Origin of the sequence: Variovorax sp. LjRoot175 (genome assembly GCF_964253805.1) — a bacterium.
Taxonomy (GTDB): domain Bacteria; phylum Pseudomonadota; class Gammaproteobacteria; order Burkholderiales; family Burkholderiaceae_C; genus Variovorax.
In genome coordinates, this window is record NZ_CAXURY020000003.1 from 469,598 (window position 1) to 490,318 (window position 20,721).

Consider the following 20,721-nt stretch of genomic DNA (forward strand, 5'->3'; position numbering starts at 1 on the left):
TCTGCGATGAAACCGCCACTTGCACAGTGTCAGGGCGTGTATGGGCGCATGTTGGTGCAGTTCTTGAGGATGCGCGTCTGCCCGGAAAAAACTGTAGGTACTTCCTAGTCGATCGGTCTAGAATTGACGAATGAATGAAAAACCCAGGATGGCCGTGGCGCGCGGACGGCGACCGTCACCGGCGTATGCGGCGACGCGCGATGTGCTGATTCGGTGCGGGATGGAACTGCTCACCGAGCAGGGTTTCAGTTCGACCGGCTTGGATGCCGTGCTGAAGCGGGCGACTGTGCCCAAGGGCTCGTTCTATCACTACTTCGAGAACAAGGATGCGTTCGGAGCGGCAGTGATGGACGCCTACGACGACTACTTCAAGCGAAAGCTCGATCGATGGTTGTTGAACCAGGAACGCGCACCGCTTGATCGGCTTGCCGACTTCATCGCCGATGCATCCAGAGGCATGCGCAAGCACCGCTTCACACGGGGATGTCTGGTCGGCAATCTGAGCCAGGAGTTGGGTGCGCTTCCTTCAGGGTTTCGCGAACGGCTTGACGCAATTCTTGTCGGTTGGCAGGAGCGGGTGGCGCGCTGCCTCAAGGAGGCTCAAGCCGCAGGAACTATCCCCGCAACATTGAACGTCGAGCAGCTCGCCGAATTCTTCTGGATCGCTTGGGAAGGGGCCGTGCTTCGAGCCAGGCTTGTTCAGACGGACCGTCCCCTGGTGACCTTCATCGAGGCATTTCTGTCCAGCCTGGGTGTGCGCGCCCAGGCCTCGCCCCGCAGCGCAGCGGATCACTAATCTCTTGTTGGAACGAAAACATGTTCAAAGGCATCGTTGTGGAAAAGGACGCGGAAGGCTACCGCGCCTCGCTGGGTGAGATTGATGAGAGCCGCCTGCCTGCGGGAGACGTCACAGTCCGGATCGAATACAGCACGCTGAACTACAAAGACGGGCTGGCTATCACCGGAAAGGGCCCAGTTGTCCGGAGCTTTCCCATGGTGCCGGGCATCGACTTCGCCGGGGTGGTAGAGCAGAGCGACCATCCCGAATTCAAGCCTGGCGACCCGGTGGTACTCAACGGCTGGGGAGTTGGCGAAACGCACTGGGGCGGACTTGCACAGCGGGCGCGCGTGAAGGGCGATTGGTTGATTCCTCTCCCGAAGCGTTTCAGCGCCAGAGACGCCATGGCGATCGGTACTGCGGGGTATACCGCGATGCTGTGCGTGATGGCCCTGGAGTGGCATGGGCTGAAGGCGGCGGATGGGCCGGTGCTCGTGACAGGTGCGAATGGTGGCGTAGGAAGCGTTGCGGTCGCCCTCCTGGCGAACCTTGGATACAAAGTCACCGCGTCCACGGGGCGGCTCAATGAGTCTGACTATCTGCGGCGCCTTGGTGCAAGTGACCTGATCGATCGCAGCGAGTTGAGCGAACCGGGCAAGCCGCTGCAGAAGGAGCGCTGGATCGCCGCCGTGGACTCTGTTGGCAGCCATACGCTGGCCAACGTTTGCGCGCAACTTCGATACAACGGCGTGGTCGCTGCGTGTGGCATGGCGCAAGGCCTTGATCTGCCTGCGTCCGTCGCGCCCTTCATCCTTCGTGGCGTAAGCCTCATCGGTGTCGATAGCGTGATGCGTCCAAAGGCAGATCGCGTCGCAGCCTGGGAACGGCTGGCCCGGGACCTGCATGGCCCGATCCTGGAAGACATTGCGGGCGAGATCCCACTGGCACAGGCGATTGACGCCGCCGCAAGACTCATGCAGGGCGAGATCCGAGGCCGTCTGGTTGTCAACGTGAACGCGCCGTAAAAGGACAGTCATGACGTATCGAGTTGCCGAGGCAATCGTTGACAGCATGGTCGCGCATGGTGTGGACCGTGCGTTCAGCGTTCCCGGTGAAAGTTTTCTGGCGCTCCTTGACGCGCTTCACGCGCGGCACGACTTCGATTTGGTGACATGCCGCCACGAAGGGTCTGCTGCCTTGGCGGCGATCGCAGACGCCAAGCTGAGCGGCCGCGCCGGCATCGTCATGGCAAGCAGGGGGCCCGGGGCGTTCAATGCCGCGATCGGAGTACACGTCGCGGCCGAAGAAGCGGCTCCACTGATCCTTTTGATCGGCCAGGTCGAAACGCCAAACCTGGGCAGGGGTGCCGTTCAAGAAATCGACTCCTCAAAAGCGTTCTCTGGTTTGCTGAAATGGTCGGGACGTATCGACAGGGCGGCCGGCGCCGGCGAAGTAATGGCTCGAGCCTTTTCTGCAGCTGCGTCGGGAACCCCTGGTCCGGTCGCGGTGGAGTTGCCCGAGGACATCTTGAACGAGCTGGTCGACCGGCAGCCCGCGCGGGTCCATGGCTTGGCGCTGTCGGAGGCGAGGCTGGAGGACGCGGCGCGCGTGCACGAGCTGCTTTCCAAGGCCAGCCGCCCGATCCTGATCGTGGGCGGGGAATGCCGGACCCAGGAATTCCGCAGCGACCTCCAGGAGCTCGTCAGCCGGTGGGGTATTCCCATCGCCCTCACCAACAAGAACCAGGACCAGTTCTCGAACACAGATCCTCACTGGATTGGTCAGCTGAGCTTCTTCACCTCGCCCGCCCATACGGCCCTCTTCAGCGAAGCTGACCTGCTTGTCGCGATCGGCAGCCGCATGGGTGATGTGTCGTCTCTGGGATTCGCCTTCCCGCGACAAGGTGCCAATCCGCAGAAGCTCGTTCATGTGTATCCCGATCCGTCCATGATCGGGCGTCACTTTCCGACAGAATTGCCAATGGTCTCAACGGCGCATGGATTCGTGCGTGCTGCACTGCGCCATGGTGGCTCGGCATCGGTGTCCGGCCAATGGCTAAAGCGGGTGCGCGAGACTGCTGAGCGTGCACACGGGTGGCAGCCGGAGAACGTGGTGGCGAATGACGTCATGGGCCACACGATCATGGCGCTTGCACGGCTGGCCCAGAGCGACGCGGTCTTGACGACCGATTCTGGAAACTTTGCATCCTGGGTTCACCGCATCTTCAAGATGACGCCGGCAAATCGGCTGCTCGGCTCGGCTTGCGGAGCCATGGGGACGGGCGTCCCCGCTGGGGTAGCGGCTGGCTTGCGCTATCCGGGTCGAGAAGTTCTCGCCTTTGTCGGCGATGGAGGATTCCTCATGAATGGCAACGAACTCATTACCGCAGTCGATAGGAAGCTGAACCTGCGCGTGGTGGTGTCCAACAATGGGTCGTACGGAACGATCCGTACCCACCAACAGCGGCACTTCCCCAATCGCATCAGCGGCACTGATCTGGCAAATCCCGGCTTCGCGAAGCTTGCCGAGGCATTTGGAGCTCGTGGATTCAGGATTGAGCACGCCAGGGATGCCGCAGCCATCGTCGAGCAAGCCATGGGCATCAAGGGACCGGTACTGATCGAGGTATGCAGTGATCCAGACATGTCGGTTGAACGCTCCCTCAAGTGGGATTGAGCGACCCGCCCAGAATGCCCCGTTTCGGCCGGAGTCAGCAGCGACGGTTTCGACGCCCGCATGTCGTCTTGTAACGCAAGCCTCTAGGAGAAGTGGATGTCAATAAAATCGAGTGCTGCCGCCGGTCTTTTCATGCTCTTCGCTTTGGGGGCCGCGCAGGCAAGTGACTTTCCGAGCGCACCCATCCGGCTCGTCGTACCCTATCCACCGGGTGGCCCGGTCGATTTCGTGGGGCGCGTCATCAGCGTTCCATTGGGCCAGGAGCTTGGCCAGCCGATCGTCGTCGAGAACAAGGCGGGAGCCGGTGGCAACGTAGCCGCCAACGAGGTGTCTCGTGCCAAGGCTGACGGATACACGTTGTCGCTAGTCTACGAAACGCATGCGACGACGAATCTCTTCTATAAGAACTTCAAGTGGGATGCCTTCAAATCGTTCGACTACATCTCGTTGCTGGGCTACTCCCCCCTCGTTCTGACGACGTCCACGCAATCTGGCCTGGATACGCTGCCCAAGCTGATCACGGCGTTGAAAGAAAGGCCTGGTGCACTCAACCAGGCCATTACTGGGCCCGGCGCAGCCAGCGTCCTGAAGCCTGAGCTGCTTCACCAGGCAATGGGCACCAAGGTGACTTACGTTCCGTTCCCGGGAGTGGCCCCCGCCCTGCAGGCGCTGGTGGGTGGGCAAATTGACATGGCTCTGGTGTCGGTCACGGCGGCCCTGCCGCTGATTCAATCGAAGAAGATCAATGCGGTGGCGGTCGGTGCGACTAAGCCCCTGGCCGCGCTGCCCGGTGTTCCAACCATGAACAGCGCTGTGCCCGGTTTCGAGTCGACCGCTTGGGTCGGCATCGTGGCACCGAAGGGTTCGTCCAGCGAGGTATTCGGCCGTCTTCAGACCGCAGTGCACAAGGTGATGATGAGTGACGCAGTCAGGAAGCAACTCGAAGCATCGACGTTCGTTGTGTTGGCGACCGACCAGAAGGGCTTCACGGATCGCGCGCGGGCAGACTACCGCGACGCCGAACATCTGGTTCAGAAAGGCATCTTGAAGCCCGATGAGTAAAGGAATGCGATCGGCTGGTCGTCTCGAGCGGCCGCTGGCGGCAGCAATGGCACGGTGTCGTGGTAAGCCGGTCTGGTGATCCGCAGAAGCCTTTGTCGGCCCGCGATTGAAAGCAACAAACAATCGACTAGGAGAATGGTAGATGACCGATTCGATCGACGCCTTCTATTGGATTCATTCTGACTGGGCCTACTTCGGAGGCCCACGCCTGAAGGCCATGGGTGAGCGTCATGGCCTGAAGGTCAACCACCGTCCGGTGGATCTCACGACTGTCTATGCACGCACCGGCGGCATAAAGCTTCCGTACCGCTCGGCGGAACGGAAGAACTATCGCCTTCTGGAGATGAAGCGATTTCGCGAGATTCTCGGCATGCCGATCAACCTCGAACCAAAGTATTTTTGCGTCACGGGGCATCTACCGTCATGGTTCGTGATAGCGGCGGAAGAGTTGGGGCATGACGTCGCGGACCTGAGCCAAGCCATCATGCGGGCGATCTGGGTCGAAGAGCGCAATGCCGAGGACCCGGCCACGCTGGTGTCGATTGGCGACGAGATGGGGTTCGACGGGACGAAGATTCTGAAAGCGGCTCAGGATCCTCGTACCGAACTGACCTACATGAAGTACACGAATGAAGCGATAGAGCGCGGCGTCTTCGGAGCTCCTTTCTACTTTTTTCGCGGCGAAGCCTTCTGGGGTCAGGATCGACTCGACATGCTAGAGAGGACCATATCCAAGGCCCTTGGATCATGAGACCCATATCGGAGGCAAACCTCGCGTCGAGCATCTATGACGAATGGGATGCCCTCCTGACACCAGAGGAAGTAGATCTCGTCCGAAAGGCGCAGGCCTTCTGTGATTCCGAGTTGATTCCATTCGCCGAGCACGCCCATCGGACTGGGAGCGCACTTCCTAAAGAGCTCGTTCAATGCTGGGCAGCGCTCGGCCTTCAGGGACTGCAGACCCCACGCGAACTTGGTGGCCAAGGGGCCTCCTACTTGGCGAAGATTCGGGTCGTGCAGGTCTTGTCACGCTCAGCCTTTGCGGCGGCGTTCAGCCTGAACAATTCGCACAGCATGGTCCAAATGATGGCGACTCAGGCTTCGGTGCAGTTGAGAGAACGCTATCTGGGCGATCTTCTGTCCGGGAAGCTGGTCGCCTGTATTGCCCTGACTGAGCGCGGCGGCGGCAGCGACCTGGCCGCGATGAAAACTACTGCGAAGAAGGTCTCGGGTGGCTGGATCCTCAACGGCGAGAAGGCTTGGATCACCAACGCGACGATCTCTGATCTCGCCGTGGTTGGTGCGCAGACCGGCACCGGGACAAAGTGCATTGGACGGTTCCTGGTGCCCTTGTGGGAGCGAGGCGCAGAGAGGTTGGGCGCTCATCCGCTGGACGCGGGCACGGCGAGTGGTGTCGGTGGGCTGAGGTTCAATGACGCCTTCGTTCCGGAAGATCATCTTCTGGAGCAGCCAGGGGAGGGATTCAAGCGTTCGATGGCAGCCATCAACGGGGCAAGGGTGCATGTCGCCGCCATGGCGACGGCTTGTCTTGAGCGTGCACTTGAAGTGGCAGTCAGCTATGGGCAGCGCAGGACCGTGTTCGGCAAACCTCTCCTAGAGCATCAAGGATTGCGCTGGCAGCTGGCCGATGTGGCGAACGAACTGGAGGCAGCCAATGCGCTCGTGCTGCGCGCGGCGCGGCTGATATGCGCCGGCGAGAGCGCTGAGCTCCCGGCCGCGCACGCAAAGAAATTCGCAACGTCGAGCGCGGTCTCAGGCATCGAGCGCTGCATGCAAAGCATGGGGGCAAATGCGCTATCGCGCGAGCATGGACTGCACCGGCAGCTGGCAGAGGTCAAGATGGCGAGCTATGCGGATGGAACTACCGAAATCTTGAATGAACGGATCGGCAGCCACCTGGTTCGGCGATATCCATGAAAGGGACCTGCGATGGACCTGGGTCAGTCGTTCGAGGGGATCCGCGTCTGTGATCTCAGCCAGGGAATCGCGGGACCGCACGCGACAATGTTGCTGGCACAGTATGGCGCGGAGGTCGTCAAGGTGGAACCTCCCGAAGGGGACTGGGGGCGACTGCTGGGCCCCCGAAGCGAGGACCACTGCGCGCATTCGTGGCACTACAACCTTGGAAAGAAGTCGATTGCGCTGGATCTGAAAACAGCGGCAGGCCGAGAGATCCTGACGAAGATTGCGAGCCAATGCGACATCTTCATCGAGAGCTTCAGGCCCGGGGTGATATCGCGCCTCGGCTTCTCCCATGAAGCTGTGAAGGCGATCCGGCCCGACGTGATCTATGTTTCGGTTTCTGGGTTCGGACAGACGGGCCCATACAGTCAGCGCGGGACAGTGGATTCCTTGATCCAGGGTTTCTCGGGGATGATGGTGATGAACCGCACTGCCGAAGGCGTGCCCCAGCGCCAAGGCATGGTCGCTGCCGATGTTGTTACGGGTCTGTATGTGTTCTCCTCTTTGACAGCTGCGCTTGCTTCGCGGCAACAGACCGGCAAAGGGGGATACCTGGACCTCAGCCTCATGCAGTCTGCCGCTGCGTTTCAGGGTGCGAAGATCGCGGAGTTTCATGCCAGCGGAGGCGAACCCAAGTCCTTCTATGGGCCCGTCGGATACCTTCCAACCTGCGACGGAGGTGTTTCTGTCTCCTGCCGGAAGGAAGAACACTATGTCCTGCTCTGCCAGGTGCTCGGGCGTCCGGCGCTGACGGACGACACGCGCTTCAAGTCCGGCGAGGACCGAGTCCTAAACGAGGCCGTGCTCATGCAAGTACTGGCGCGGTTGACGCAACCCTGGACAACCGCGGCTCTTCTCAAGGCACTTCAGGACGTGGGAGTGCTCGTCGAGCGTGTGCAGTCTTACGGTGAGTGGCTGAACAACGAACAGGTCCTCGCGACTGGGGCATATCGCTGGACGAATGCCGGCGCCCTTGGTCAGCTGCCGCTCGTAAGCTTGCCGGGCATCAATGCGCCACGACCGAATCGATGCCATTCGCCGAAGATCGGACAAGACTCCGTTGCCGTGTGCCGGCAATTTGGTGTTGACGAGTCATTGATAGACCAGGCCCTCAAACGGGCCTAGTCAGCTCATAGCTGCTATGCACTGCAGTGCATGGCTTCTTGTGCGGTCGCCCAGGATACTTTGTGTCATCGCCAGGTAATATTTTCCTGGCGATCCTGCGACAGAAAGACTGATCAGGAGGCACACCACATGGCTGAGGACTTGCGATCCAAGGACTACTTTGACGAACGTGCCACGAAGGATATGGCCAAGCACCTGGCGTCGCCTCGCCGGACCATGAAGGAGACGCTGGCCTGCGCTTGCCGGATTCTCGCCATGACTGGGCAGGAGGCGGGGCTTGCAGGCCAGATCAGTGCTCGATCCGGCCGCGAAGGCGCGTACTGGACGCTCAGGTTTGGGCTCGGCTTCGACGAGGCCACTCCGGACGACTTTATCGAAGTCGATGGCGACCTGAACACGCTGACAGGTATCGGCATGCCGAATCCGGCGACGCGTTTTCATCTGTGGGTCTATAAGGCGCGTCCCGACGTTCAGTCCATCATCCACACGCATTCGCCATGGGCGTCCGCACTCGCTGCAGCCAGGCAGCCATTGGTCATCGCCCAGATGGACATGACCCCCCTCCATGACGATTGCGCGTTCCTGCCGGACTGGCCAGGGGTTCCCATTGCCGATGACGAAGGGGTCATCATCTCCAGGGCACTGGGATCGAAGCGAGCGATCGTCCTGGCGCACCACGGCTACCTCACAGCGGGAAAGACCACACAGGAAGCCACCTACTTGTCGGTATACCTCGAGCGCGCTGCGAGGATGCAGATGCGGGCGCAAGCCGCATTTGGTCCCTTGACGCCCGTAGACGACGCTTTGGCGCGCGAGGCTCACGACTATCTCCTGAAGCCGTCGATCGTGAACAGCACCTTCGACTACTGGTGCAGGCAGACCGAAGCAGGCTCGGCGACGCCGCTCGCCGACCAACTGCGCCAATAGAGCACTTGCCCAACCGCGCCGCCTTCCGGCGTTGGTTCCGATGAGCATGCGCCAGGCATGTTCGTCCTCCATTCGCTCGCCCGCCCACTTCTCCACGCCCAGCGCCTGCGCTGAAAAAACCTCAGTCCACAAGGAAGATAGCCATGAAACTTGTCCACCTCGCGACCGCCGCCCTGATGGGCCTTTGTCTCTCAGGCCTGGGCCATGCCGGCCAAACATTCGACACGGTGAAGAAGCGTGGTTTTGTGCAATGTGGCGTCTCTACGAATCTTCCGGGATTCGCGTTCACCGACAGCAAGGGGGAGTGGCAGGGCATCGACGTCGACACGTGCCGCGCCATTGCAGCCGCGATGTTCGGAAACGCGACCAAGTTCAAGGTGATCCCACTGACGACCCAGGCACGCTTCACTGCACTTCAGTCCGGTGAAGTCGACGTGCTGACGCGCAATACGACCCAAACCATGTCGCGCGATACCACCCTGGGCCTCATTGGCGTTGGCGTGAACTTCTATGACAGCCAGGGCATCATGGTGACCAAGGATGCCAACGTCAGCAGTGCCAAGAACCTTGCGGGCGCCACCATCTGCGTCCTGCCGGGAACCACTACCGAACTGAACCTCACCGACTGGTTCCGCGGTCTCAAGCAAACGTTCAAGCCGGTGCTGCTGGACACCGTCGACGAGATCAAGCGCGCGTTCGCGTCTGGCCGCTGTGATGGCATCACGATGGACAAGTCGCAACTGGCGCTGGCGCGTATCGCTTTTGGAAACACGGACAAATACGTGATCTTGCCGGAACCGCTTTCCAAGGAGCCACTCGGACCGATGGTCCGTCAAGGCGACGAAGCGTGGTTCAACGTCGTTCGTTGGTCTCTCAATGCGCTTCTGGAGGCGGAGGAATACAACCTGACGTCCAAGAATGTCGACGAGGTTGCGAAGGGCAGCGCCCCGCCCAACATCCAGCGGATCCTCGGCACCACCCCGGGGATGGGAAAAGGACTCGGACTTGATGACAAGTGGGCATACAACATCATCAAGCAAGTCGGAAACTATGGCGAAATGTTCGATCGGAGCCTGGGGGCTGGGAGTCCGATGAAGCTCGAGCGCGGCTTGAATGCCTTGTACACGAAGGGCGGTTTGATGTACGGGTGGCCCATTCGATAGCTCCACGCCCATGCGACAGATGCGACGCGCGAGTGGCGCGCGCATCGTCGCGATCGCGCCAGATCCGCACTCAACCTCCCCATGAGCTCACCCCAACGCGCTCCGCTTAGATTCAACTGGAACAATCCAGAGTTTAGGGCAATTGCCTATCAGTTCGTCGTTGTGGGCCTGGCCGCCCTCTTGGCGTACTACCTCATCTCCAACACGTTGCACAACCTCGCAACGCGCAACATCGCGACTGGTTTTGCATTCTTGGAAAGAGAAGCGGGATTTGCGATCGGCGAGTCGCTGATCGAGTATTCACCCTCGGACACCTACGCTCGGGCGATCCTTGTCGGCCTCGTCAACACGTTGCGGGTCTCCGCCGTCGCATTGGTATTGGCCACGATTCTCGGCGTCATTGTCGGGATTGCCAGGCTGTCGAACAACTGGCTCATCGTGCGGCTGGCAAGTGCGTACGTCGAACTGATCCGCAACGTGCCGCTTCTGCTGCAACTGTTGATCTGGTACGCCGTTGTTGGTGAACTTCTACCTGGTCCGAGATCAGCCTTCCATCCGCTTCCGGGCATCTACATGTCGAACCGCGGCATGCTGATGCCGTCGGTTGACGGGCCGGCCGTTGCGGGGATCCTTTCAGGATTGGTGCTCGCTGCAATTGCCACGGTGGCCGTTGGCCGCTACCAGCGCTCCAACCGGTGCCGGACCGGGGTCCAGTCAAGACTATGGCCGTTCGGCCTGATCCTCTTCCTGGTCATGCCGGCAGTTGGCTGGCTCGTTGGTGGGCGCGAATTTCACTTCAGCATCCCTCACCGGAGCGGCTTCAACTTCGAAGGAGGCTGGGCGCTATCTCCCGAGCTGTTCGCATTGCTGGTTGGCCTGATCACCTACACAGCCGGATTCATTGCAGAGATCGTTCGCGCTGGCATTCAATCGGTGAGCCATGGTCAATGGGAGGCGGCACAGACGCTCGGACTGACGCGAGCACGGGTGCTTCGGCTTGTCATTCTGCCTCAGGCGCTCCGCGTGATCGTTCCTCCTACAACAAGCCAGTACTTGAACTTGGTCAAGAACAGTTCGCTCGCCGTCGCGATCGGCTATCCCGATCTGGTTTCCGTCGTCAATACCGTCCTGAACCAGACCGGCCAGGCTATCGAGGGCATCTTGATCATCATGGCTGCGTTCATGACTGTGAGCCTGACGGTCTCGCTGCTGATGAACTGGTACAACAAGCGCATCGCCTTGGTGGAAAGATAAGCATGAGTACGACGACTCACACGAATCGGCCCACCGTGCAGGCTCCACCCCAAGTCCATGTCAAGCCCTTGACCAGGCTTCGCCAAAGCCTCTTCCAGTCCCCGACGAGCGCGGTCTTGACAGTCCTGACGATCTGGCTTGTGCTGATGCTGGCGCCTCCATTGGTGCAGTGGTTGCTGGTCAAGGCGAGCTTCCGGGCCCCTGACGCACAGGCCTGTAGAGAAGCGGGCGGAGCCTGCTGGGCCTTCATCCGCGAGAAGTACCGGCTGATCCTCTTCGGTACCTACCCACACGCGGAGCAATGGAGACCATTGCTCGCGACGGGGATGCTGATGGCGTCGATCGTCTGGACCGCCACGCGCCGACTGAGCGGACTTCAGATTGCCGGGCTATGGGTGCTCACCATCCTGGCAGTGGCGACCTTGATGTGGGGCGGATTCCTGGGTCTGGAGTTCGTCGAAAACACGCGCTGGGGCGGCCTGCCCTTGACGTTGATCCTGTCGACGTTCGGAATCGCGTTCGCCTTTCCCATAGGTATCTTGCTCGCCCTGGGACGTCGTTCCCAAATGCCGGCGATCAAAGCTATGTGCATTGCGTATATTGAGCTGATACGCGGCGTGCCTTTGATCAGCCTGCTGTTCATGTCGTCGGTGATGCTGCCTCTGTTCCTGCCAGAGGGCTTCAACATCGACAAGCTATTGAGGGCACAGCTCGCGATCATCTTCTTTGCGGCGGCCTACGTTGCGGAAATTGTCCGTGGCGGACTCCAGTCGATTCCCAAGGGCCAGTATGAGGGCGCCGAATCCATCGGACTGAGCTATTGGCAGCAGACGCGCAAGATCGTCCTGCCGCAGGCCCTCAAGGTTGTAGTTCCGCCTTTGGTGAGCACCTTCATCGCGCTGTTCAAGGACACGTCGTTGGTCGTCATCATTGGAATCTTCGACCTGACGCAAGCAGCAAAGGCGGCTCTTTCTGATCCAGCGTGGGCAGGCTTCGGCGTAGAGGCGTACCTGTTCATCGGCATGATCTATTTTGTCTTCTGCTATTCGATATCCAAGTACAGCCGATCTCTTGAGCGGGATCAGAAGCGTTAGCGTTTCGTCGCAACGCACGCGCGACAGGCACCGAGGCATCTCGAACCCACAAAGGGAACATCAATGAACGAAGTGATCGTCAGTCTGCAGAAGGTCAACAAGTGGTATGGAGACTTCCATGTCCTGCAGGACATAGACCTGAGCGTTCGCAAAGGAGAGCGGATCGTGATCTGCGGCCCATCTGGCTCGGGCAAGTCCACGATGATTCGGTGCATCAACCGGCTCGAGGAGCACCAGTCGGGGGTCATCACGGTCGACGGCGTCGAATTGATCCATGACCTGAAGCGCATCGAGGCCATCAGGAAAGAAGTCGGAATGGTCTTCCAGCACTTCAACCTGTTTCCTCACCTGACCGTCTTGGAGAACCTCACGCTGGGCCCGACCTGGGTTCTGAAGAAGCCGTTGGCCGAAGCGCAGGCGATCGCAATGAAGTACCTGGAGCGAGTTCGCATCCCCGATCAGGCACACAAATACCCGGGCCAGTTGTCTGGGGGGCAGCAGCAGCGCGTTGCGATCGCCAGATCGCTGTGCATGTCGCCAAAGGTGATGTTGTTCGACGAGCCTACTTCGGCACTGGATCCCGAAATGGTCAAGGAAGTGCTCGACGTGATGGTCAGCCTGGCCGAGGAGACGAAGATGACCATGCTCTGCGTGACGCACGAGATGGGCTTCGCCCGCAAGGTTGCGGACCGGGTGATCTTCATGGACCGAGGGGAGATCGTCGAACAGAACGTCCCCGAGCTTTTCTTTGGAAACCCGCAAACAGATCGCGCTCGCCAGTTCTTGAATCAGATAGTCCACTAGGCGCAGCGGTTGCTGAGCCAGATAGGCCTCACCGGCACATTTCACAATGAAAGAGTCAAGCATGAAAGAGGAATCGCAGGGCCTGGGTTTCCAGACACGCGCGCTGCATCATGGTCACGATAGATCGGATCCCTACGGGGCCGTTTCGCCACCGATCTACATGACCTCAACCTTCGCCTTCGAGAACACGGCAGAAGCAGCAGCGGTCTTCTCCGGAGAAAGCGAGCGGTACGTCTACGGCCGGCAGCACAATCCGACACAGCATCTCCTGGAGACCAGGCTTGCAGAGCTTGAGGGGGCCGAGGCCGCTCTGGCCACCGGGTCAGGGATGGGCGCAATCTGCTCCACCTTGCTCACGCTCCTCTCCGCCGGAGATGAGTTGATCGTGCATCACACCATGTATTCGACGGCGGCTTCGTTGGTCGACGAGGGGCTGCCGCGCTTCGGTGTGAAAGTCACGAAGGTTGACCTCACCAAGCCCGAGAGCCTGAAAGAGGCGTTGTCCGATCGCACGCGGCTTGTGTACTTTGAAACGCCCGTGAACCCGACGGCCCAGCTGTTGAACATCAGTGCGCTGGCAACGGTGGCGCATAGCCGTCCTGGGGTTCGGGTGCTTGTCGATTCGACGTTCGGATCGCCCGCCCTGCAGCGGCCTATCGAACACGGTGCCGACCTCGTCGTGCACTCCATGACGAAGTACATCAACGGACACGGCGATCTGCTCGCGGGAGTCGTGCTTGGAGATCTGGCGACGATCAAGCGGATCAGGTCGGCGGGCTTGAAGTACATGACGGGCGCGACGCTCTCGCCAATGCTGTGCTTCCTGGTCATGCGTGGGCTGAAGACGTTGACGTTGCGGATGCGCCAGCACAGCGAAAGTGCGTTGAAGGTCGCTCGCATGCTGAAATCCCATCCGGCAGTGAAGCTTGTGAGGTATGCCTACCTGGAGGGCAGTCCTGATCATCAACTCGGCATCTCGCAGATGAGTGCGGGTGGAGGGATGATGTCCTTTGAGTTGCACTCCGGTGTCGGCGGTGCGATCGCGATGATCGACCGGTTGAAGCTCGTATCCAGGGCAATCAGCTTGGGCGACACGGAAACTTTGATCACGCATCCAGGCACCTTGATTCTTGCGCGTCAAAAGGTCGAGCCTGCCGCACGTCTCAGCGCAGGTGTGACGATGGACCTCATCCGGTTGTCCGTCGGACTGGAAGATGCGGAGGACATCATCGCTGACCTTCGACAGGCACTTGACTCATTGAAGTAACCATAGGGACGCGGGAGTGAACACCTAGGGAGACGCTGAACTATGAGCGTCGCAGCCAGAGTTGAAGACATGACGAAGGAATGCAGCCGAGGAATCCGTCGACTTCGCGGTGCGCGGCCTTCGCCGCTTAGGTTTTGCGCCTCGTTCGAGGCTACTTTCGTTGTTCAAGACGCACCTCGGGCTGCGACTTGCAGGAGCGACCTCCTGGCGATGACCAGGTTGGCCAGCCCGAACAGGCTGAACAGCTGCGCTTCGTTCTTGGCCAGGCCCTTGTAGCGCGTCTTCTTGTGACGAAACAGATTCTTGATCACGTGGAACGGGTGCTCGACCTTGGCCCGCACGCTCGCCTTCAGCTGCTCGGCCTTCTCAAGCAGGCGCGCCCACTTGCGCGTCGGGTCCAGTTGCCGACGCTTGCCCGGCTGCATCGCGACATGCCACTTCGGGCCCCGCGCCTCTGCGCGTTTGTCGACACCCCGGTAACCCGCATCTCCGAAGGCCACGGACTCCTCGCCCGCCGTGCAGCAGCGCGCCGGCTTGCGTCACGTCGTTGACGTTGGCCGCCGTGGCGACCACCGAATGCACGAGACCCGATCCGGCATCCACACCCACATGGGCCTTCATCCCTAATGTGGCGTTGGTCCATACGTGGCGCCCAGCGAGTCCGCCGTCTGGAGATTGGTCGATGAGCGCCACATAAGTTTCACGGCGACGTAGTCTCGGATTCCCTCAGTTCACAAGGGAGATCCGATCATGTTCGAGACTCTGTATCGGTATCCGCCCGTCGTGGCCCGGCATCTCGTTGGACCGGCGGCCAAGGAGCGAGGCCGCTTTGTCGCGCACTTCGCTGCGTCGGGTGCCACCAGCGATTCGGTTCCACCCGTCAAGCAAGCCGTGGCATACCCGGCCGCACATCATGTAGTTCCGGCGACCGTTGTGATTGGAAATTTATGTGGCGCTCAGCAAACGGCCTCCCGAGGGCGACGCCGCTTGGCGCCACATATGGACCAACGCCACATTAGGGCTGAAATGTGGTCGACCACATCTCATGCCGAAGTGCCATTGGTTTCCCTTCTTGGTCTGGTGCATTTCGGGGTCGCGTGTGTTGCCCGCGTTCTTGGTCGAACTCGGCGCCGCGATGATGGTCGCGTCCACGATGGTGCCTGCGCGCATCAGAAGGCCTTGCTCGGCAAGATGGGCGTTGATCTCGTCGAACAGGGCTTTGGTGAGGTCGTTGTCCAGCAGCAGTCGCCTGAACTTCAGCAGCGTGGTGGCATCGGGCACCGACTCGCGCGACAGATCGATGCCCACGAAGTCGCGCAGCGCCTGGCTGTCGTACAGCGCGTCTTCCAACGCCTCGTCGGCCAGGCCGTACCACTGCTGCAAGCAGTACATGCGCAGCATCCTGGGGACGCCGATCGACTGGCGGCCGACACGACCGCTCGTGGGATACAGCGGCTCGATCACGCCGACCAAGCGCGCCCAAGGCACGACGCGCTCCATGTCGGCCAAGAACTTCTCGCGACGAGTGCGCTTCTTCTTCAATGCGTATTCGGCGCTGGCAAAACTGCGTTGGCTCATGTCCGTCATGCCCTCAAACGTGGTCCTCTCACGCATGCATACGCCGTGCCGGGATCGATCAATTAATCAGCGTCTCCCTAGACGCTCACTCACTGGTCGGCGTCTGGAATGAGCAGCGGAATTGAGCGGAGCCGGCATATCCTTGCCGTCTCCCGCCTTCGCAAGGGCAGGGGCGTTCGGGCTGTTCCATTCGCATGATCGACGCAACGATGCGCTTCTGGTTCACCCCGCTGAATCATGATCAGCTTCATGGGCATCACCCGATCATCAAGCCGGGTTCCTGTAGAGCTCTCCAGGAGGCGCACTCCAGCGCGTCGTCATCTCCATCGCCCGGCCTGGTACGCGTGAAAGCACTGGAGTCTGATGCCGTGATCGATCTGTATGCTGCCTTGTGCAACGCTCCGTCGCTTGGTCTCGGGGTTGAACGACTTCGTCTCCATCAGCCTGACGACACTGAGCAAGGAGTCACTCGCCGAGTTTGAGCGCCGAATCGCCGAGCATGACGAGGTCATGGAGTGCTATCTGATGACCCGGAGATGGTGACTATCTGATCCGCGTTGCGGTGGCGGATATAGCAGCGTTGGAGAGATTTATTCTGAACCAACTCACACCCATCTCGTGGATCGAGAAGATCCGATCGAACTCTGCCCTGAAGCAGGTTCGATACAGGACTGTTTTGCCACAGCCACGATGAGATGTGAAGCAATGGGTGCGGTTGCAGCCGATAGTGGCCAGACGAACAATCGAAAGTATCGACGACCACCTCGCGCGCCGACCTGTGAATCGCTCACGACCGGGCCGGTTGAGATGCTCTTGTCAAGACCGAGAACTTAGAGGGGCCGTGCATGAAGAGCGAGCTGACGATCGCAACGACGCCAAGCGCGCTGAGGTACCACACGATGTATCGGGGGCTACCGCCTCCATAGGCGAGCAATGAAGTCGCGACTATGGGGGCCAGTCCGCCGCCGATGGCACCCGACACCTGGACTGCAATGGAAATGCCGCTGTAGCGAACCTCAGGGGGGAACTGGGCGGAGAACAGGCCGCCTTCGGGACCGTACAAAGATGCGTAGACCACTCCGATAGCGATGACGACGGCCATGGTGATTGACCGCGCATCGAGGGTCTGCAGGAGCGAGAAGAACACGGGTGCAAAGACGAGGATACCCACGGATCCGGCCAGGAAGATCCATTTGAAGCCCACCCGATCGCCGAGGACCCCGAAGATCGGCATGGTGAACAATGCAAGCAGGGCGCCCCATACGGTTGCGTCAAGCATCAATGCTCGTGGAATGCCTAGCGTTCCAGATGCGTAGGCCAAAGAAAATGTGACGACAGTGTAGAACCAGGTGACCTCCGCCAAGCGGCCGCCCACCACCACGAGAACCTCCTTTGGGTATTGGCGCAGAACCACAAGAGCGGGCACCTCCACCTTGTCTCCTTTGGTTTCCATATGCTCGAAGTCCGGCGATTCGGCCACCTTGACCCGAATAAACCAGCCCACAAGCAAGAGGAAGACGCTGGCAAGGAATGGGATGCGCCAGCCCCAGCTCAACATGTCTGACTCCGGGAGCTGAGCGACCGCACCCATTGCAAGCGACGACAGAATCAGACCCGGTGCGACACCTGTTTGCGGCAAACTTCCGAAGAACCCCTTCTTCCCTTCTGGAGCATGTTCGACGGCCATAAGCACCGCGCCTCCCCACTCGCCACCGACCGCGAGGCCTTGAAGGAAGCGCATCAGAACAAGCAGCACTGCTGCCCAGTAGCCGATGCTGTGATACGAAGGGATCAGGCCAATGAGGATGGTTGGTATGCCCATCAGGAACAGTGTGATGAGCAGCATCGATTTGCGACCAACTCGGTCGCCGAAATGGCCAAAGATGATGCCGCCGAGGGGTCTCGCGAAGAATCCGACCGAGTAGGTCGCAAACGCAGCCAAGGTTCCAGTCAATGGGTCGATCGACGGGAAAAAGATCTTGTTGAAGATCAGCGCCGCTGCGGTGCCATAGAGAAAGAAGTCGTACCACTCAATGGTTGTGCCCATCATGCTCGCCAGGCCAGCGGTCACGTACTGCCGCCTTGAGCGGGTTGCCTGATTGGCTGCGGAGGTCATCACAAGTTCCTTTCAACTTCGAGTCCAGCAAGTCGCTCGGGCCCTGCATCGAGCGGACAGATGCAAACGCGATGGCATCGCTGCATTCGCGGCTCAGGAGCACGACGTCTGCGGTGAAATCCTCCTAGAGGAGCAGGAACTTTCGCAGCAGGACAGCTTCAGAAGCTGGTGCGATTCTGTTTGTGCAAAGTCGTGAGCGCCAATGAAGGCGGTCTCATATCAGCTATTCCGGCTGCTCACGCTGCAGTTGTTCAGCGACCTGCAAGACGCAAACGAGGAGATCAGAGGTCAGGGGCGTCATCGCCTTGGCCGTCTTGGAGATCGCTACCACCCGGCGACGTAACGCAGGTCGCTCGATGTGAACCTTGCGAAGCCCGTAGTCGGCGAGTAGCTTTTCGGGGATCCGTGACGGCAGTATGCAATTGCCAACGCCGGAGGAAACAAGCTTGAGCATGGCGTCTATGGTTTCTGCTTCGGCAACATAGGTAGCTTGCAACCCAGCGCTATGAATCATCCGTCTGAGCGCGTAGTGAGCCGGAAAGCCGACCAGGCGCAGATTGAGGATAGACAGGTCCTGGGGTGTGTTCAGAGGACTGTCATCGAGGACGATCAATGCCATTTCGTCCTCGAACAGCGACTTCGATGTCAAGGTACCGCAGTCCACTGCAGAGTCATAGACGAACCCCAGATCCGCCTTGCCTTGGTCGACCAAAGCTACGACTTCGGGCGAACTGCGGCTCAGAAGCGAGAGATTCACATCCGGGTGCGTGCTGACGAACAGCGAAACCACTTCGGCGACGAAGTAGTAGCTGAGCGTATGGACCGTCGCCAGCCGGACGGTGCCGTGAGTGACTCCTTGCCGGCGTACGCTGTCGACAGCCCGATCGATTTCTCTGAAGGCTGGCGCCAGGGCGTCATAGAGTCTCGTGCCGGCCTCGGTGAGTTCAACCCCGCGTCCCGTTCGAACGAACAGTGATTGACCAAGGTTCGATTCGAGCGCAGCCAATTGCTTGCTCAATCCGGACTGTGTTTGGTCAAGCTTGTCGGCAGCTTTTGATAGCGAGCCGAGCTCCGCTATGCACAGAAAATACCGCAGCGGCCGGTCAAGTGTTTCGATCGCCATGGTGTTCTGTGGTTAGTAGTTGTGTGCGTGATCGAGTTGGCAGCCGACCTCCCATGGGGCCGATCAGCCGTCCGGGCTACGATCGCCGCGCTGCACCATTATCGACAGAGTCATGGTGAAGCAGAACGTATAGCCGAGTCGAGGTCGTCCCAGAGATCGTCCGCATCCTCGATGCCGACACTGAGCCGCAGGAGCGAAGGTGGAAGGTGGCCCTGTCCCGGGATCGCAGCTCTTCTTTCCATCGTTGATTCCACGGCACCGAGACTGGTGGCATGACGGATGAGCCTGACGTTTTTGCAGATGCTGTCAGCAAGACCAGCTCCTCCACGCATATCGAACGAAATGATGGTTCCGAAGCCCTTGAGCACACGCTTGGCAGTACTATGCGTCGGATGTGAGGGCAAGCCTGGATACCGGACACGGGTGATCAGCGGATGCCCCTCAAGCCGCTCTGAAAGCACCATGGCTGTTTGTTGGGCCTGCTGTAAGCGAAGCGCGAGAGTTCTCGCGCCGCGGACGGCAAGGAAAGCTTCGAGCGTTCCTGGTGTCGCGCCAGTCAGCTCGCGGGATTTCCTGAGGGCGTGCCACAGCGCGTCGTCTGTTGTCGTGGCGACCCCTGCCAGTAGATCGGAGTGGCCGCCAATGAACTTGGTTGCCGATTGCAGAGACACCGTGGCACCGAAGTCAAGCGGGCGCTGATTCAAAGGAGTGGCGAAGGTGTTGTCCACTGCCACGATCGCTCCGGCCTTGCGCGGAGCTGCGCAGATCGCCTCCAGGTCCGCTACGGTCAGCAGGGGGTTCGAGGGCGACTCAAGCCAAATCAGGTCAGCGACGCCGCAGGCGTGAATCCAACCGGCTGTATCGTCCACTGCAACGCGCTGCACCGACCAACGCCTTCTTTCAGCGCCCGCTGCCGCCAGGCCCGCAACACCTTGATAGCAATCATCTGGCAGCACGACAACGGCACCAGCCGCAAGCTGATCAAACACTGAGGCAATGGCGGCCATGCCGGAGGCGAACGCGACGGCCTTGCCGGACTCAAGCCCGCCGACAACTTCCTCGAGTGCTTCCCAGGTCGGGGTGCCATCATCACGCGAATACTCGCGCCCGCTGCCGATGATGAAGTTCGAAGCTGGGATTGGCGGTACGCTCAACGGAGCGCCGGGCTCGGGGGAGCGGCCTGCCGTGACGAGCCACGATTCCGGCTTGATTGCAGACGGGTGCTTTTCCATTCTCAGTATCTCCAGAAGGTTTGTGGGGCGGAACTATTGATGCGAGTTCCGTTGGATCCCATGGCCATTGCTCATGTTGGTATCGATCTGGCCACGAACGTGCTTGCGATGCACGGCGTTGATGATGCAGGCAAGCCACGCGTACTCGGAGGCTTGCACCTGCACCCAAGCAGACTACGCCGAGCTTGCCAGCTTGAGGCCGACGATACCGGCGACGATGAGCCCCAGGCTGAGCAGCCGACCGGGCGCTGCGGGTTCGCCGAACAGGATGATGCCGAGGATTGCTGTGCCGACGGCCCCGACTCCTACCCAGACGGCGTAGGAGGTGCCAACGGGTAGGGACTTCATGGCGATTCCCAGCAGCACGACGCTGATGACCATGGCAGCGACCGTGAAGATGCTTGGCCACAACCTGGTGAATCCATCCGTGTACTTCAGGCCAATGGCCCAACCCACTTCAAGAAGACCGGCGACAACCAGAAGCATCCATGCCATATGAGATTCTCCACTGCAGCGGCGATCCAGACGCCGCATCAGAC

17 protein-coding genes and 3 pseudogenes are annotated in these 20,721 nt (G+C 60.1%); 14 read left to right on the forward strand and 6 right to left on the reverse strand.

The features are described 5' to 3' along the window. Positions 1 to 130: 130 nt before the first annotated feature. The 13 genes from acuR to ACSQ89_RS40170 all read left to right on the forward strand — a co-directional run bounded on the left by acuR (position 131) and on the right by ACSQ89_RS40170 (position 14,133). Complete coding sequence (acuR, locus tag ACSQ89_RS40110) at positions 131 to 796, forward strand: acrylate utilization transcriptional regulator AcuR (protein WP_436297694.1); 666 nt, start codon at positions 131 to 133, stop codon at positions 794 to 796. 20 nt (positions 797 to 816) lie between these two features. Continuing rightward, a complete protein-coding gene (gene acuI / locus ACSQ89_RS40115) occupies positions 817 to 1,803 on the forward strand; it encodes an acrylyl-CoA reductase (NADPH) (protein ID WP_436297695.1) in 987 nt (328 codons plus the stop codon). 10 nt (positions 1,804 to 1,813) lie between these two features. Continuing rightward, positions 1,814 to 3,454 (forward strand): thiamine pyrophosphate-dependent enzyme, encoded by a 1,641-nt coding sequence (locus ACSQ89_RS40120; RefSeq protein ID WP_436297696.1) that lies wholly within the window; start codon positions 1,814 to 1,816, stop codon positions 3,452 to 3,454. A 96-nt stretch (positions 3,455 to 3,550) separates the two neighbouring features. Next, the gene (locus ACSQ89_RS40125) at positions 3,551 to 4,516 is read left to right on the forward strand and encodes a Bug family tripartite tricarboxylate transporter substrate binding protein (protein WP_436297697.1); all 966 of its coding nucleotides are present in this window, start codon (positions 3,551 to 3,553) and stop codon (positions 4,514 to 4,516) included. Positions 4,517 to 4,658: 142 nt separating this feature from the next. Next, complete coding sequence (locus tag ACSQ89_RS40130) at positions 4,659 to 5,267, forward strand: 2-hydroxychromene-2-carboxylate isomerase (RefSeq protein ID WP_436297698.1); 609 nt, start codon at positions 4,659 to 4,661, stop codon at positions 5,265 to 5,267. Beyond that, positions 5,264 to 6,454 carry an acyl-CoA dehydrogenase family protein gene (locus ACSQ89_RS40135; RefSeq protein ID WP_436297699.1) on the forward strand — a complete coding sequence of 397 codons (1,191 nt, stop codon included), beginning with the start codon at positions 5,264 to 5,266 and terminating at the stop codon, positions 6,452 to 6,454. The genes ACSQ89_RS40130 and ACSQ89_RS40135 overlap by 4 nt, the downstream gene beginning before the upstream one ends. A gap of 12 nt (positions 6,455 to 6,466) precedes the next feature. Beyond that, positions 6,467 to 7,624, forward strand: a complete 1,158-nt coding sequence (locus ACSQ89_RS40140; protein WP_436297700.1) for a CaiB/BaiF CoA transferase family protein — start codon at positions 6,467 to 6,469, stop codon at positions 7,622 to 7,624. Between the two features lie 129 nt (positions 7,625 to 7,753). Beyond that, on the forward strand, positions 7,754 to 8,551 hold the full coding sequence (locus ACSQ89_RS40145; RefSeq protein WP_436297701.1) for an aldolase: 798 nt from the start codon (positions 7,754 to 7,756) through the stop codon (positions 8,549 to 8,551). Between the two features lie 143 nt (positions 8,552 to 8,694). After that, positions 8,695 to 9,714, forward strand: a complete 1,020-nt coding sequence (locus ACSQ89_RS40150) for an amino acid ABC transporter substrate-binding protein (RefSeq protein WP_436297702.1) — start codon at positions 8,695 to 8,697, stop codon at positions 9,712 to 9,714. Between the two features lie 81 nt (positions 9,715 to 9,795). After that, the gene (locus tag ACSQ89_RS40155; RefSeq protein WP_436297703.1) at positions 9,796 to 10,968 is read left to right on the forward strand and encodes an amino acid ABC transporter permease; all 1,173 of its coding nucleotides are present in this window, start codon (positions 9,796 to 9,798) and stop codon (positions 10,966 to 10,968) included. A 2-nt stretch (positions 10,969 to 10,970) separates the two neighbouring features. Next, positions 10,971 to 12,062, forward strand: coding sequence for an amino acid ABC transporter permease (locus ACSQ89_RS40160; RefSeq protein WP_436297704.1), 1,092 nt, complete (start codon positions 10,971 to 10,973; stop codon positions 12,060 to 12,062). A gap of 63 nt (positions 12,063 to 12,125) precedes the next feature. Next, entirely contained in the window at positions 12,126 to 12,866 is a 741-nt protein-coding gene (locus ACSQ89_RS40165; RefSeq protein ID WP_436297705.1) for an amino acid ABC transporter ATP-binding protein, read from the forward strand. Positions 12,867 to 12,927: 61 nt separating this feature from the next. Beyond that, positions 12,928 to 14,133 (forward strand): trans-sulfuration enzyme family protein, encoded by a 1,206-nt coding sequence (locus ACSQ89_RS40170; protein WP_436297706.1) that lies wholly within the window; start codon positions 12,928 to 12,930, stop codon positions 14,131 to 14,133. Positions 14,134 to 14,297: 164 nt separating this feature from the next. Here the strand turns inward: ACSQ89_RS40170 and ACSQ89_RS40175 are convergent. Together ACSQ89_RS40175 and ACSQ89_RS40180 are read right to left on the reverse strand one after the other, a co-directional pair. Further along, positions 14,298 to 14,757: pseudogene (locus ACSQ89_RS40175) on the reverse strand (transposase); the annotation flags it as partial. 417 nt (positions 14,758 to 15,174) lie between these two features. After that, a pseudogene (locus tag ACSQ89_RS40180) lies at positions 15,175 to 15,711 on the reverse strand (IS5 family transposase); the annotation flags it as partial. Between the two features lie 320 nt (positions 15,712 to 16,031). On the opposite strand from ACSQ89_RS40180, the pseudogene ACSQ89_RS40185 reads away from it, so the two are divergent. Beyond that, positions 16,032 to 16,405, forward strand: a pseudogene (locus tag ACSQ89_RS40185) (Lrp/AsnC family transcriptional regulator); the annotation flags it as partial. A gap of 93 nt (positions 16,406 to 16,498) precedes the next feature. Here ACSQ89_RS40185 and ACSQ89_RS40190 read toward each other — a convergent pair. From ACSQ89_RS40190 to sugE, 4 genes are all read right to left on the reverse strand, one after another. Then, complete coding sequence (locus ACSQ89_RS40190; RefSeq protein ID WP_436297707.1) at positions 16,499 to 17,827, reverse strand: MFS transporter; 1,329 nt, start codon at positions 17,825 to 17,827, stop codon at positions 16,499 to 16,501. A 223-nt stretch (positions 17,828 to 18,050) separates the two neighbouring features. Next, positions 18,051 to 18,944 carry a LysR family transcriptional regulator gene (locus ACSQ89_RS40195; protein ID WP_436297850.1) on the reverse strand — a complete coding sequence of 298 codons (894 nt, stop codon included), beginning with the start codon at positions 18,942 to 18,944 and terminating at the stop codon, positions 18,051 to 18,053. Positions 18,945 to 19,060: 116 nt separating this feature from the next. Then, positions 19,061 to 20,182, reverse strand: a complete 1,122-nt coding sequence (locus ACSQ89_RS40200; RefSeq protein WP_436297708.1) for a trans-sulfuration enzyme family protein — start codon at positions 20,180 to 20,182, stop codon at positions 19,061 to 19,063. 174 nt (positions 20,183 to 20,356) lie between these two features. Then, positions 20,357 to 20,677 carry a quaternary ammonium compound efflux SMR transporter SugE gene (sugE, locus tag ACSQ89_RS40205; RefSeq protein ID WP_436297709.1) on the reverse strand — a complete coding sequence of 107 codons (321 nt, stop codon included), beginning with the start codon at positions 20,675 to 20,677 and terminating at the stop codon, positions 20,357 to 20,359. Between the last annotated feature and the right edge of the window lie 44 nt (positions 20,678 to 20,721).